Raw genomic sequence first — 13394 nt, forward strand, 5'->3', positions numbered from 1 at the left:
AATCACCGTTTGCTTTTGATGATGGTGCCCAGGCCCTGCAGGTAGGCCACCAGTGCGTCCATTTCGGTCTTGCCCTTCACGGCTGCGGCTGCACCGGCGATATCTTCGTCGGTGTAGGGCACGCCCAGGGTGCGCAAGACTTCCATCTTCTTCGCGGTGTCCTTGCCGTCGAGCTTGTTTTCCACGAGGAACGGGTACGCCGGCATTTTCGACTCGGGCACAACGTTGCGCGGGTTGTACAAGTGCGCACGCTGCCAGTCATCGGAGTAACGCCCGCCCACACGGGCCAGGTCCGGGCCGGTACGCTTGGAACCCCACAGGAACGGGTGGTCCCATACGCTTTCACCGGCCACCGAATAGTGGCCATAGCGTTCGGTTTCGGCACGGAACGGCCGGATCATCTGCGAGTGGCAGCCGACACAACCGTTGGCGATGTAGACGTCGCGGCCTTCCAGTTCAAGGGCGGTGCGTGGCTTCATGCCTTCGACCGGCTTGTTGGTGACATCCTGGAAAAACAGCGGAACGATCTGGGTCAGGCCGCCGATGCTCACGGCGATGACCATGAAGAAGGCCAGCAGGCCGATATTCTTCTCGACTACTTCATGCTTCATCAGTGGGCTCCCACAACGGCGATCTTGGCGGCGGCTTCGGCTTGTGCAGGGTCCGAGGCACGCACGGTGCGCCAGACGTTGTAGGCCATGAACAGCATGCCGGCGGCAAAGAACGCACCGCCCAGGGCACGGACAATGTAGCCAGGGTGGCTGGCTTGCAGCGCTTCGACGAAGGAGTAGGTGAGGGTGCCGTCATCGTTGATCGCACGCCACATCAGGCCTTGGGTGATGCCGTTGACCCACATCGAGGCGATGTAGAGCACGGTACCGATGGTCGCCAGCCAGAAGTGCGTGTTGATCAGCCCGACGCTGTGCATCTGCGCGCGGCCGAACAGCTTGGGAATCATGTGGTACAGCGCGCCGATGGAGATCATTGCCACCCAACCGAGGGCACCGGCGTGTACGTGGCCGATGGTCCAGTCGGTGTAGTGGGACAGCGAGTTGACGGTCTTGATCGCCATCATCGGCCCTTCGAAGGTCGACATGCCGTAGAACGCCAGGGACACCACGAGAAAGCGCAGGATCGGGTCGGTGCGCAATTTATGCCAGGCGCCCGACAGGGTCATCATGCCGTTGATCATGCCGCCCCAGCTCGGGGCCAGCAGGATGATCGACATCGCCATGCCCAGGGACTGCGCCCAGTCCGGCAGGGCGGTGTAGTGCAAATGGTGCGGACCGGCCCAGATGTACAGGGTGATCAGTGCCCAGAAGTGCACGATGGACAGGCGATACGAGTAAATGGGACGTTCGGCCTGTTTGGGCACGAAGTAGTACATCATCCCCAGGAAACCGGTGGTGAGGAAGAACCCCACGGCGTTGTGGCCGTACCACCACTGGATCATCGCGTCCGTCGCGCCGGCGTAGGCCGAGTAGGACTTGAACAGGCTGACCGGCAACGACGCGTGGTTGACGATGTGCAGCATCGCCGTGACCACGATGAAGGCACCGTAGAACCAGTTGCCTACGTAGATATGTTTGGTCTTGCGCTTGACGATGGTGCCGAAGAACACCGCACCGTAGGTCACCCAGACAATGGCCAGCAAAATGGCGATCGGCCATTCCAGCTCGGCGTATTCCTTGGTGGTGGTGTAGCCCAGCGGCAGGCTGACGATGGCGCCAATGATGACCGCTTGCCAACCCCAGAAGGTAAAGGCGGCGAGGCCGTCGGAGATCAGCCGCGTTTGACAGGTGCGCTGCACGACATAGTAAGAGGTGGCAAACAGCGCGCATCCGCCGAAAGCGAAAATCACCAGGTTGGTGTGCAGTGGGCGCAGACGGCCGAAGGTCGTCCAGGGCAAGTCGAAATTCAATTCCGGCCAGACCAGTTGCGAGGCGATGAACACCCCGAGCCCCATGCCAAGGATCCCCCAGACCACCGTCATGATGGCGAACTGGCGGACTACCTTATAGTTATAAGCAGTCGGACTGATTGCTGTGCTCATTCTAAGGTTCCACGGTTTAGGTTTTTTTATAGGTAAAATCGGCCGCAAGTATGGAGAAAGCGAGGGGCCATTGCAACGCAACGGCTGACCTGGATCAATGCGTTCCACGCCAGATTCTGCGCCCTTTCCATGTTTGGCGTAAGGACAAATCCGAAATGGAAAGCTGATCAAGTGGACAGGAAAATTGCGGGGTCACAACGGGTGTCGTTGGGCGTACCGCAATCGCTGCGCTTGAAAGCAAGCGTAGACCCGAATGGCAGGAGGGGAAAGGTGTGCTTTGGAAGGGTGCGACACTTGGTCGCGCCAAAAGATGCCGCACGGTAGCGAGCGAACAAAAAACCTGTGGCAAGGGATCTTGCTGGGGTAAGGGAGCAAGCTCCCCGCAAAAAGTGACCGCCCCAGGGTCGGGGCGGTCGTCAACGCTTACTGCGGTTGGGCTTGCGGCGTTGCGCCGTTGGCGTTATGGGACAGGCTGTACACGTAAGCCGCCAGCAAATGCACCTTGTCATTGCCTTGCAGCACGTCCTGCGCCGGCATCTGGCCCTGGCGGCCGTGGCGGATAGTCTGCTGCAACTGCGCCAGGCCGGTGCCGTAGATATAACCGCCGGGCAGCGTCAGGTTCGGCGCGCCCATGGCTTCCATGCCGTGGCCTTGTGGGCCATGGCAGGCTACGCAGGTGGTGTTGAACGCAGCTTGACCGGCGGCCAGGTCAGCAGTGCTGTCGGCCGGCAGTGGCAGTTTGGCCAAGTCGTGACGCACATAGGCGGCGACGTTTCTTACACCATCATCACCCAATATCTCACCCCAGGCCGGCATCGCCGCGTGGCGACCGTTCAGGATGGTGGTCTTGATCGCTTCGGCCGAACCGCCCCAGCGCCAGATAGTGTCTGCCAGGTTAGGGAAACCGTACGCGCCCTTGGCATCCGAACCGTGGCACACCGCGCAGTTGGAGGCGAACAAACGCCCGCCCATTTTCAGCGCTTGCGGGTCCTTGGCCACTTCTTCCACGGGCATGGCCGAGAATTTGGCGAAGATCGGCCCGAACTTGGCGTCGGCCTTGGCCATTTCCTTGTCCCACTCCTTGGCCTGGGTCCAGCCGCCTTCATAACCGGGCAATATGCCTTTCCAGTTGCCCAGGCCCGGGTAGAGCACCAGGTAGCCGACGGCAAACACCAGGGTGCCGGCGAACAGCATGAACCACCACTGCGGCAGGGGGTTGTCGTATTCCTCGATACCGTCGAAGGCGTGGCCCATGGTCTGGTCGACGCTGCCCTTGGTCTCGCCCTTGCGGGTGCCGATCAACAGCCAGGTCAGGCCGATCAGGCTGCCGATGGTCAGTACACAGATCCATGTACTCCAGAATAGGGTCATGGCCGGGTGCTCCTTATTGCAGGCTCTTCTTGAGCGTCGGATGGAGAAGGTTCATCGGCGAAGGGCAGCAGGCGCGCCTGCTCGAATTCCGCATTGCGCCGGTTGTTGAACACCCACAGTGACAGGCCGATAAAGGCGATGGCGACGACCAGCGTGCCAAGGCCGCGGATGGTGCCCGCATCGAATTCAAATCCCATGGCTCACCTCTTGCTCTTGATGGCGGTGCCGAGCACTTGCAGGTATGAAACCAGCGCGTCCATTTCGGTCTTGCCCTTGAGGCTGGCGACGGCGCCACTGATGTCGTCGTCGGTGTACGGCACGCCGAGGGTGCGCATCACCTTCAACTTGCTCTCGGTGTGGCTGCTGTCGACCTGGGCCGTGACCAGCCATGGATAGGCCGGCATTTTCGACTCCGGTACCACGTTGCGCGGGTTGTACAAGTGCGCGCGATGCCAGTCGTCCGAGTAGCGTGCGCCGACGCGTGCCAGGTCCGGCCCGGTGCGCTTGGAACCCCACAGGAAGGGGTGGTCCCACACGCTTTCACCGGCGACCGAGTAGTGGCCGTAACGTTCGGTTTCGGCGCGGAACGGACGGATCATCTGCGAGTGGCACTGTACGCAGCCTTCGCGGATGTAAATGTCGCGGCCTTCCAGTTGCAGCGCGGTGTAGGGCTTCATGCCTTCGACCGGCTTGTTGGTCACGTCCTGGAAGAACAGCGGGACGATCTGGGTCAGGCCGCCGATACTCACGGCGAGTACCATCAGCAACATCAGCAGGCCGACGTTTTTTTCAATCGTTTCGTGTTTCATCACGGACTCCTCAGGCCAACTGCGCAGTGGCAGTGGCTTCGACAGGCTGCGGCGAACGCACGGTGCGCCACGTGTTGTAAGCCATCAGCAGCATGCCGCTGAGGAACACCGCGCCGCCCACCAGCCGCACGATGAAGCCTGGGTGGCTGGCCACCAGGGTTTCGACGAAGGAGTAGGTCAAGGTGCCGTCTTCGTTGACCGCACGCCACATCAGGCCCTGGGCGATGCCGTTGACCCACATCGAAGCGATGTAGAGCACGGTGCCGATGGTGGCCAGCCAGAAGTGCGCGTTGATCAGGCCGAGGCTGTACATCTGCTCGCGACCGAAGATTTTCGGGATCATGTGGTACAGCGCGCCGATGGAGATCATCGCCACCCAACCCAGCGCCCCGGCGTGTACGTGGCCGATGGTCCAGTCGGTGTAGTGGGAGAGGGCGTTGACGGTCTTGATCGCCATCATCGGACCTTCGAAGGTCGACATGCCGTAGAAGGCCAGGGAGACAACAAGGAAGCGCAGGATCGGGTCGCTGCGCAACTTATGCCAAGCCCCCGAGAGCGTCATCATGCCGTTGATCATGCCGCCCCAGCTTGGCGCCAGCAGCACCAGCGACATCACCATGCCCAACGACTGCGCCCAGTCCGGCAGCGCGGTGTAGTGCAAGTGGTGGGGGCCGGCCCAGATGTACAGGGTGATCAGCGCCCAGAAGTGCACGATGGACAAGCGATAGGAATACACCGGACGCTCGGCCTGCTTGGGTACGAAGTAGTACATCATCCCCAGGAAACCGGCGGTGAGGAAAAAGCCTACCGCGTTGTGCCCATACCACCACTGCACCATGGCATCCGTCGCACCGCCGTAGAGGGAGTAGGACTTGGTCAGGCTGACCGGGATTTCCAGGTTATTGACGATATGCAAAATCGCCACGGTGATGATGAACCCACCGAAGAACCAGTTACCGACGTAAATGTGCTTGGTGTTGCGCTTCATCACCGTGCCGAAGAACACGATGGCGTAGGCCACCCAGACAATGGTGATCAGGATGTCGATCGGCCATTCCAGCTCGGCGTATTCCTTGGAACTGGTGTAGCCCAGCGGCAAGGTGATCGCGGCCAAGAGGATGACCAACTGCCAGCCCCAGAAGCAGAACGCGGCGATTTTCGGCGCGAACAGCTGAGTCTGGCAGGTGCGCTGCACCGAGTAGAACGAGCTGGCAAACAGCGCGCAGCCACCGAAGGCGAAGATCACCGCGTTGGTGTGCAGCGGGCGCAAGCGGCCGAAGCTGGTCCAGGGCAAATCGAAGTTGAGCGCGGGCCAAACCAATTGGGCGGCGAGAAAAACCCCGAGCCCCATGCCGACGATGCCCCACACCACCGTCATAATGGCGAATTGGCGGACCACCTTGTAGTTATAGGCGGTACTTAAAGTAGTGTTCATGGTTCCCCATCCACGGTTCAACCCAAGCAAGTGCGGCACTTGGGCTGGAGTTATAGGCAGACTAAATAGCGAGGCAAGCATGGGCAAAGAGCACAAGGCCAGTATTGACGGGGATCAATGGGCGCAGTGTGCGCGGGAACATGGGTGGTTATGGGATGTCGCATCGGGCCCGGCGGCGGGTACCGCGCCGACGCTGATCCTGGCCCACGGCGCCGGCGCCCCGATGGACTCGTCTTTCATGAGCGACATGGCTGCACGCCTTGCCGGGCATGGCGTGAACGTGTTGCGCTTCGAGTTTCCCTATATGGCTCAGCGTCGGCTGGACGGCGGCAAACGCCCACCGAACCCGGCGCCGAAACTGCTGGGTGCTTGGCGTGAGGTGCATACCGTAGTGCGACGCCATGTCGCTGGGAAACTGGCCATCGGTGGCAAGTCGATGGGTGGGCGCATGGCCAGTTTGTTGGCCGATGAAGTCGGCGCCGATGGCCTGGTGTGCCTGGGGTATCCCTTCTATGCGGTGGGTAAGCCTGAGAAACCACGGGTCGAGCACCTGGCGGGCTTGAAAACACCGACGCTGATTGTGCAGGGCGAGCGCGATGCCTTGGGCAATCGGGCGGCGGTAGAAGGCTATGATTTGTCGCCGAGCATCGAGGTGATGTGGCTGGAGGCGGGGGATCATGACTTGAAGCCGTTGAAGGCTTCCGGGTTTAGCCATGAGCAGCATGTGGAGGCTGCGGCAGTGAGGGTGGCCGGGTTTCTCGGCGCCCTCTAGGGCCCTATCGGGGGCAAGCCCCCGATAGCGGTTTACCGGTTAAACCGCTCCACCAGCGAGTACTGGGTATTAGCGGTATGCGTCAGCTCTTCACTCAACTGCGCCGAGTTCAACGCCTGCTCCGAGGTCTGGTCCGCCAGCAACGCAATGGTGCTGATATTGCGACTGATCTCCTCGGCCACCGAGCTTTGTTCCTCGGTCGCCGCGGCGATTTGGGTTGTCATGTCGGTGATATGCGCCACCGCCTCACTGATGCCCACCAGCGCCTGGTCTGCTTCCATCACCCGCGCCACGCCTTCTTCGGCCTGGCGATGCCCGGCGTCCATGGTCTGTACGGCGGCGGAGGCGGTTTGCTGCAGCTTGGCGATCAGGGCATGGATCTGCCCGGTCGATTCAGCCGTGCGTTGCGCCAGTTGGCGAACCTCGTCAGCCACTACCGCAAAACCACGGCCCATTTCGCCGGCACGTGCCGCTTCGATGGCTGCGTTCAATGCCAGCAAGTTGGTCTGGTCGGCAATGCCTTTGATCACGTCAACCACGCCACCGATCTCATCGCTGTCCTTGGCCAACTGCGTGACGGTCACCCCCGTTTCCCCGACGGCCAGCGACAAGCGCTGAATCGCCTCGCGGGTTTCCCCGGCGATATCGCGACCGCGACCGGTCAGGCGGTTGGCCTCCTGGGTCGCATCGGCGGTGCGCTGCACGTGGCTGGCCACTTCCTGGGTCGTCGCCGCCATCTGGTTGACCGCCGTGGCCACCTGTTCGGTTTCGACGCGCTGGCGTTCCAGGCCGCTGGAGCTGTTGTGCGCCAGGGTGTTGGACTGCGCGGCTTGGTCGTTGAGGTGTTCGGCGGTGTCCTGCAAGCGCGTAAGACAGGTCTTCAGACGTGCCTCCTGGCTGAGGATCGACATCTCCAGGCGCGCCTGGGCGCCACGGCTGTCGGTGTACATCTGCGCGATCAGCGGGTCGGACGTGGTTTGCTCGGCCAGGCGCAACAGGCGCTTGAGCCCGCGCTGCTGCCAGCTCAGGCCCAGCAGGCCCAACGGTACCGACAAGCCCGCCGCCAGGGCAAAGCCCCAGTGGGAATTGAGCGACGCGCCGATCATGAAACTTAACTGGCTGATCAGGATAAATGGCACCCAGTCCTGCAACACCGGCAGCCACTTGTCCCGCTGGGGAACGGCCGACTTGCCCTGGTTGATGCGTTGGTAGAGCGCTTCGGCCCGGCGGATCTGCTCGGTGGTGGGCTTGATGCGTACCGATTCGTAGCCGACCACCTGATTGCCTTCGAAGACTGGCGTCACATAGGCGTTAACCCAGTAATGATCGCCCGTCTTGCAGCGGTTCTTGACAATGCCCATCCATGGCAAGCCTTGTTTGAGCGTTGACCACATATGCCCGAACACTGCAGCCGGCACATCCGGGTGACGTACCAGGTTGTGCGGCGCACGCAGCAGTTCTTCACGGGAGAACCCACTGATCTCGACGAACGCGTCGTTGCAGTAAGTGATCACGCCTTTGGCATCTGTGGTGGAGATCAACCGTTGCTGAGCGGGGAAGGTACGTTCGCGCTGGGTAACGGGTTGGTTATTACGCATGGTTTTTTTATCCGCAAGGCTTTGAAGGGTTGTCGGCCGTGATCTGTGATTGTTGAGTGGATTTTCCGATAAGCAGTGTAGACACAGTCCCGGCGCAAGGGCGCGAGCATTCATGTGGCGTACACCGATGGGCTGCAGAGCGTGGGGTGTTTTTGCGGGCGTTCGGTTGTTTGAGGCGCAAAATCGACACGTCCCTTGGCAGGCTTTTTTCCTGGGCCATAAAAAATAGTTTTTGTCTGTCGGATGACGGGTCTTTTCCTAGACATAAATGACCATTTAAATAAGAATGTTCGGGGTAATTTGTAAGAGAAACGCCATAACCTCCTCCAAACGCTCCGGCGATTTGATTTTTTAGCTCAAAGACTCTAGTCGCTTTGCTTTCGAGTCTGTTCGTCGCGAGGAGGCGAGGGCGACGGCCGAAATAAAATGACATTGCGTAAAGGAGTACAGTGTGGCACTCGTTCCAGTCATTATTTGCGGCGGTGCGGGTAGCCGTCTGTGGCCTGTTTCCCGTTCAGCGCATCCCAAACCGTTTATTGAATTGCCAGATGGTGGCAATTTAATTCGGAAGACTTATGCTCGTGCCTTGGCTTTGGAGTCGGTCAGCGAAGTATTGACCATCACCAATCGTGATCTTTATTTCAAGACGCTCGATGAGTACGGCGCGCAGGCTCCGGAATTCACCAATTTAAGTTTCGTTCTGGAGCCATTCGGACGTAATACGGCTGCCGCAGTCGCACTCGCGGCCCAGGAAGTTGCACGAACTCATGGGCAAGATGCCATCATGTTAGTGCTGCCTGCCGATCACTTAATAGATAATCACGCTGCATTTGCCCAGGCCGTTTGCTCTGCTTCGGAACTGGCAAAAGACGGCTGGCTGGTGACGTTCGGTGTAAAACCGGAGTTTGCGGAAACCGGTTACGGCTATATCCAAAAAGATAATGACGGCCCCCTTGGTAATGGGTTCAAGGTCAAACGTTTCGTCGAGAAACCGGACCTGGAAACGGCTCAAGGGTATGTGGCGTCGGGCGATTATTTTTGGAACTCCGGCATGTTCTGCTTCCGCGCGGGTACGCTGATCCAAGAAATGCAACTGTGCGCGCCGGATGTATCCAGCGCCGTGGACGCGTGCCTCGCAGGTTCCGGCATGATGACGGGTAGCAGCCACCGCAGCCTGCACTTGGAGCCGGGCAGCTTTGCCAGGGTGCCGGACATCTCCATCGACTTCGCACTGATGGAGCGCTCAAGCAAAGTGGCGACGGTGCCTTGTGACATCGGTTGGAGCGATATCGGTTCGTGGAACGCCATGAGTGAACTGTCCCCGGCGGATGAGCACGGCAATCGCATTGACGGCGAGGCTATTTGTCATAACTCCAACAACAACTATGTGCGCAGCCATCGCCGACTGGCGGCTTTGGTCGGCGTTCAAGACCTGATCATTGTCGACACGACCGATGCCCTGCTGGTTGCACACAAAGATCACGCGCAAGACATCAAGGCTATCACTGCTCAGTTGAAGAAAAATGGGCATCAGTCCCATCTGGACCACACCACCGTGCGTCGTCCGTGGGGGGCCTACACCACCTTGGAAGACGGGCAGCGCTTCAAGATCAAGCGCATTGTCGTCAAGCCCCAAGGTTCGTTGTCGCTGCAGATGCACCATCACCGCAGCGAGCACTGGATTGTGGTCAGCGGTATGGCACGCGTGGTCAATAATGACCGCGAATTTCTACTCAATACCAATGAATCAACCTTCATTCCTGCCGGGCACACCCATCGGCTGGAGAATCCGGGGGTCATTGACTTGGTATTGATCGAAGTGCAGAGCGGTGATTACTTGGGTGAAGACGATATCGTGCGGTTCGAGGATATTTACGGTCGGGCCGGCATCTGAGTCATGCGCCGTTGGAAACACGTTTGAGGGCTCGCGGTTTGCCCGGCATCGCTTGGGTTGGGGTAGAGGATTATTCACCCATTGGCGCAGGTTGCGATTTAAGTGCTGATGTTGCCCAGCGTGCCGCCTGCGAAGTTGCAGGGTATTGAAGTAAATGCACTGTCGGGATTGTTTGCGACGCAGAGATTTTGATGAGGTTCACACCGCCGTATTTACAGTTGAGCCGAATGTAAAGTGAAACTCCATTGCGCATGCCCAAGAGCATTCATGGGGCAATTGTGCCGCTGGTTTTTTGCTGGTGTAACAAGATCAATTTTTGGTAAGCGCGTCGCTTGGGCGTGCTCATGTTTTCGGATAGAACGGGTAATGGACTGTACTCTTCATTACGATCTGAGTAGGTCAGCCTCGTTCGTTATAGGATTTATTTTCGAAGGGGATTTTTCATGAAAAAAGCAATTATCACCGGTGTTACTGGCCAAGACGGTGCGTACCTTGCTCAGCTCTTGCTGGAAAAAGGCTACACCGTATATGGCACCTATCGCCGTACCAGTTCGGTCAATTTCTGGCGGATGGATGAGCTAGGTGTCACCCAGCACCCAAACCTGCACCTGGTCGAATACGATCTGACGGATCTGTCCTCCAGCATTCGTCTGCTGCAGACCACGCAGGCCACTGAAGTCTACAACCTGGCTGCCCAGAGCTTCGTCGGTGTGTCCTTCGACCAGCCGGTGACCACCGGTGAAATCACGGGCTTAGGCGCGGTCAATTTGCTGGAAGCCATCCGCATCGTTAACCCGAAGGTGCGCTTCTACCAGGCCTCTACTTCGGAAATGTTCGGCAAGGTTCAAGCGATTCCACAGGTCGAATCCACGCCCTTTTATCCGCGCAGCCCATACGGCGTTGCCAAGTTGTACGCGCACTGGATGACCATCAACTACCGCGAGTCCTACGGGATATTCGGGACCAGCGGTATCTTGTTCAATCACGAGTCGCCACTGCGCGGCCGTGAGTTTGTTACCCGTAAGATCACTGACTCCGTCGCCAAGATCACCCAAGGCAAACTGAGCGTCCTGGAGCTGGGCAACATGGACGCCAAGCGCGATTGGGGTTTTGCCAAAGAGTACGTGGAAGGTATGTGGCGCATGCTGCAAGTCGATGAGCCAGACACCTTCGTGCTGGCGACCAATCGCACTGAAACAGTACGTGACTTTGTATCGCTGGCATTCAAAGCGGTTGAGATCGACCTGGAATGGAAAGACAAGGGTGACCAGGAGCACGCGATTGACGCACGCACCGGCAACACCGTGGTGCGGGTCAACCCGAAGTTCTACCGACCTACCGAGGTGGAGTTGTTGATCGGCGATCCAGCAAAAGCCAAGGCGGTCCTGGGTTGGGAACCAAAAACCAGCCTGGAGGAACTGTGCCGGATGATGGTTCAAGAAGACTTGCGTCGTAACGAACAAGGCTTTTCGTTCTAAGGCCAGAAGGGCGCAGTCACTTGCGTTGCAGTGGGCGGGTTCTATTTGAACCCGTTCGGTCCTACTTATGTTGTTCAGGCCAAAGGTGAATAGCGGTGAAACATGTTCTGGTGACTGGAGCCAACGGCTTTGTCGGTAAAGTCCTGCTCGGGCAACTATTGGCGGCAGGCTATCGAGTAAGTTGTGCTTGCACTACGCCCAACCCGTCACCTCGTGAAGGCGTGGAGCAGGCCATACTGGATATCCGTGATCCAAGTGCCTGTGCGGCGACGCTTGAACGGTTAAAGCCAACCCATATTATTCACCTGGCGGCCATTTCCCACGTGCCAACCAGTTTTCAAGACCCTCTGCTGACTTGGAATACCAATGTCATGGGCAGCCTGAATCTGCTGGAAGCCGTGAAACAGAAGGCTCCGGATGCCTTTGTTGTGTTCGCCAGTTCCTCTGAAGTGTATGGCGAGGCGTTCAAGGCTGGCGTAGCGCTGGACGAAAGCAGCCCGTGCTTGCCGATGAACCCTTATGCGGCCAGTAAATTGGCTGCGGAGTTGGCACTCGAGCAGTATTTCAAGCAGGGTATGCGAGGCGTGATTGCGCGCCCTTTCAACCATATTGGCAGCGGCCAGTCTCCTGACTTCGTGACGGCATCGTTTGCCCGACAGATCGCACGCATCGAAAGCGCAGAACAAGCGCCGGTCATGCAAGTCGGCAATCTGGAGGCATGCCGCGATTTCCTCGATGTGCAGGATGTGTGTGCCGCTTACGTGCAGTTGCTCAAGCTGAGCGATCGTCACGATTATCCCCGTTTGTTCAATATCGCATCGGGGCAGTCGCGAAAAATTCGCGACATTCTTGACGAGATGATCAGCCAAAGTACCGTGGATATTTCTGTTGAGCTTGACCCTCAACGCTTGCGGCCGTCCGATATCCCGGTCGCGGTGGGTAACTGTGACCGCATCCGCGACGTGCTCGGCTGGCAGCCAACTATCCCGCTGGAAGACACCCTGGCTTCGTTGTTGGCTGACTGGCGGTCGCGCACAGACGCATAAAACGTGTCCTCACCGAGCAACTCGCGCCTACAATTTTTGCGGGCGCAACACCAACCCCAACGCCCCCCCAATCAACACCCCTCCATACACGTGCGCCATCGACAACGGCTCCCCCAATAGCAAAGCCCCCCACAACACTCCAAACGGTGGGATCAAAAACGTCGTGGTCATCGATTTCACCGGTCCGATGGATGTCAGCAGCCGGAAGTACAAAACATACGCGAACGCTGTACACACCAAGCCCAACCCCAGCAGCGACATCCACACCTGCCACCCACCCCAGCTCGCGGGCGGATGGCTGATGGCGCTGTAGGCAAACAACGGCAGCAGGAACAACGTGGCGCCGAGCATGCTGCCCAACGCCGACAGGCGGCTGTCCAAGCCGCCGCGTTGGTCCAACCAGCGCCGCGCCAGGAACCCGGCAAAGCCATAACAGGTGGTGGCCAGCAGGCAGGCCAGCGCACCCGTCAACAATTCCAGGTCAAACGCCACTGGCCCCGCGCGGGTCAGTACGCCCACGCCGAACAAGCCCAGGCACACGCCGGCGAGTTTCGAGGGGGTGAGGCGCTCGCTGAAGAACAGCCCGCCGATCAGTACGCCCATCAGTGGCGTGGTCGCGTTGAAAATCGCCGAATAGCCCGCCGGCAGCACTTGGGCCGCCAGCGAATACAGGGTTGCGGGGATGCCGGAGTTGATCACGCCCAGCAGCAGCACGGTTTTGAACTTGCCCTGGAAGTCCCAGCTCACCCGCATCACTGTCAACATCACCAGCAGCCCGGCGGCGGCAATCGATACGCGGAAAAACGCGGTGGGCACGGTGCCGATTTCCGGCGCAATAATGCGCATGAACAGGAAGCTCGCGCCCCAGATGGCAGCCAGCCCCAGCAGGTAGAGGGTGTCGACAGGTCTCACGCAACGCTCCTACATCAATCAGGCGG

General features: G+C 59.1%; 12 protein-coding genes. 4 read left to right on the forward strand and 8 right to left on the reverse strand.

Features of this window, described 5'->3' with window-relative positions; all coding sequences use genetic code 11:
- Nucleotides 1-2: 2 nt before the first annotated feature.
- From ccoO (AB4N98_RS20035) to ccoN (AB4N98_RS20060), 6 genes are all read right to left on the reverse strand, one after another.
- Complete coding sequence (ccoO, locus tag AB4N98_RS20035) at nucleotides 3-611, reverse strand: cytochrome-c oxidase, cbb3-type subunit II (RefSeq protein ID WP_003193167.1); 609 nt, start codon at nucleotides 609-611, stop codon at nucleotides 3-5.
- Complete coding sequence (ccoN, locus tag AB4N98_RS20040) at nucleotides 611-2053, reverse strand: cytochrome-c oxidase, cbb3-type subunit I (RefSeq protein WP_065878162.1); 1443 nt, start codon at nucleotides 2051-2053, stop codon at nucleotides 611-613. The genes ccoO (AB4N98_RS20035) and ccoN (AB4N98_RS20040) overlap by 1 nt, the downstream gene beginning before the upstream one ends.
- A 423-nt stretch (nucleotides 2054-2476) precedes the next feature.
- Nucleotides 2477-3424 (reverse strand): cytochrome-c oxidase, cbb3-type subunit III, encoded by a 948-nt coding sequence (gene ccoP / locus AB4N98_RS20045; RefSeq protein ID WP_017527507.1) that lies wholly within the window; start codon nucleotides 3422-3424, stop codon nucleotides 2477-2479.
- Nucleotides 3421-3621 carry a cbb3-type cytochrome oxidase subunit 3 gene (locus tag AB4N98_RS20050; RefSeq protein ID WP_010208563.1) on the reverse strand — a complete coding sequence of 67 codons (201 nt, stop codon included), beginning with the start codon at nucleotides 3619-3621 and terminating at the stop codon, nucleotides 3421-3423. Before AB4N98_RS20050 ends, ccoP begins: the two co-directional genes overlap by 4 nt.
- Nucleotides 3622-3624: 3 nt before the next feature.
- A complete protein-coding gene (ccoO, locus tag AB4N98_RS20055) occupies nucleotides 3625-4233 on the reverse strand; it encodes a cytochrome-c oxidase, cbb3-type subunit II (RefSeq protein ID WP_017527509.1) in 609 nt (202 codons plus the stop codon).
- Nucleotides 4234-4243: 10 nt separating this feature from the next.
- Nucleotides 4244-5668, reverse strand: a complete 1425-nt coding sequence (gene ccoN / locus AB4N98_RS20060) for a cytochrome-c oxidase, cbb3-type subunit I (protein WP_017527510.1) — start codon at nucleotides 5666-5668, stop codon at nucleotides 4244-4246.
- A 79-nt stretch (nucleotides 5669-5747) separates the two neighbouring features.
- Between ccoN (AB4N98_RS20060) and AB4N98_RS20065 the strand changes: the two genes are divergently transcribed.
- Nucleotides 5748-6440 (forward strand): alpha/beta family hydrolase, encoded by a 693-nt coding sequence (locus tag AB4N98_RS20065; RefSeq protein WP_116079355.1) that lies wholly within the window; start codon nucleotides 5748-5750, stop codon nucleotides 6438-6440.
- Nucleotides 6441-6472: 32 nt separating this feature from the next.
- On the opposite strand, the gene AB4N98_RS20070 is transcribed toward AB4N98_RS20065, so the two are convergent.
- Complete coding sequence (locus AB4N98_RS20070) at nucleotides 6473-8038, reverse strand: methyl-accepting chemotaxis protein (protein WP_017527512.1); 1566 nt, start codon at nucleotides 8036-8038, stop codon at nucleotides 6473-6475.
- 451 nt (nucleotides 8039-8489) lie between these two features.
- Here AB4N98_RS20070 and AB4N98_RS20075 point away from each other — a divergent pair, with 451 nt between their 5' ends.
- From AB4N98_RS20075 to AB4N98_RS20085, 3 genes are all read left to right on the forward strand, one after another.
- Nucleotides 8490-9932, forward strand: coding sequence for a mannose-1-phosphate guanylyltransferase/mannose-6-phosphate isomerase (locus AB4N98_RS20075; RefSeq protein WP_065878160.1), 1443 nt, complete (start codon nucleotides 8490-8492; stop codon nucleotides 9930-9932).
- A gap of 443 nt (nucleotides 9933-10375) precedes the next feature.
- A complete protein-coding gene (gmd, locus tag AB4N98_RS20080) occupies nucleotides 10376-11410 on the forward strand; it encodes a GDP-mannose 4,6-dehydratase (RefSeq protein ID WP_017527514.1) in 1035 nt (344 codons plus the stop codon).
- 95 nt (nucleotides 11411-11505) lie between these two features.
- Nucleotides 11506-12456: a GDP-mannose 4,6-dehydratase gene (locus tag AB4N98_RS20085; RefSeq protein ID WP_083221657.1), complete on the forward strand. Its 951-nt coding sequence runs from the start codon at nucleotides 11506-11508 to the stop codon at nucleotides 12454-12456.
- A gap of 27 nt (nucleotides 12457-12483) precedes the next feature.
- Here AB4N98_RS20085 and AB4N98_RS20090 read toward each other — a convergent pair whose 3' ends face one another.
- Nucleotides 12484-13368 (reverse strand): DMT family transporter, encoded by an 885-nt coding sequence (locus AB4N98_RS20090; protein WP_017527516.1) that lies wholly within the window; start codon nucleotides 13366-13368, stop codon nucleotides 12484-12486.
- Between the last annotated feature and the right edge of the window lie 26 nt (nucleotides 13369-13394).

The organism is Pseudomonas sp. S3_E10 (assembly GCF_054667615.1).

Bases quoted from the DNA above. Each gene is read 5' to 3' on its own strand.
- ccoO (WP_003193167.1), bottom strand. From the start codon at position 611: ATGAAGCATGAAGTAGTCGAGAAGAATATCGGCCTGCTGGCCTTCTTC.
- ccoN (WP_065878162.1), bottom strand. From the start codon at position 2,053: ATGAGCACAGCAATCAGTCCGACTGCTTATAACTATAAGGTAGTCCGC.
- ccoP (WP_017527507.1), bottom strand. From the start codon at position 3,424: ATGACCCTATTCTGGAGTACATGGATCTGTGTACTGACCATCGGCAGC.
- AB4N98_RS20050 (WP_010208563.1), bottom strand. From the start codon at position 3,621: ATGGGATTTGAATTCGATGCGGGCACCATCCGCGGCCTTGGCACGCTG.
- ccoO (WP_017527509.1), bottom strand. From the start codon at position 4,233: ATGAAACACGAAACGATTGAAAAAAACGTCGGCCTGCTGATGTTGCTG.
- ccoN (WP_017527510.1), bottom strand. From the start codon at position 5,668: ATGAACACTACTTTAAGTACCGCCTATAACTACAAGGTGGTCCGCCAA.
- AB4N98_RS20065 (WP_116079355.1), top strand. From the start codon at position 5,748: ATGGGCAAAGAGCACAAGGCCAGTATTGACGGGGATCAATGGGCGCAG.
- AB4N98_RS20070 (WP_017527512.1), bottom strand. From the start codon at position 8,038: ATGCGTAATAACCAACCCGTTACCCAGCGCGAACGTACCTTCCCCGCT.
- gmd (WP_017527514.1), top strand. From the start codon at position 10,376: ATGAAAAAAGCAATTATCACCGGTGTTACTGGCCAAGACGGTGCGTAC.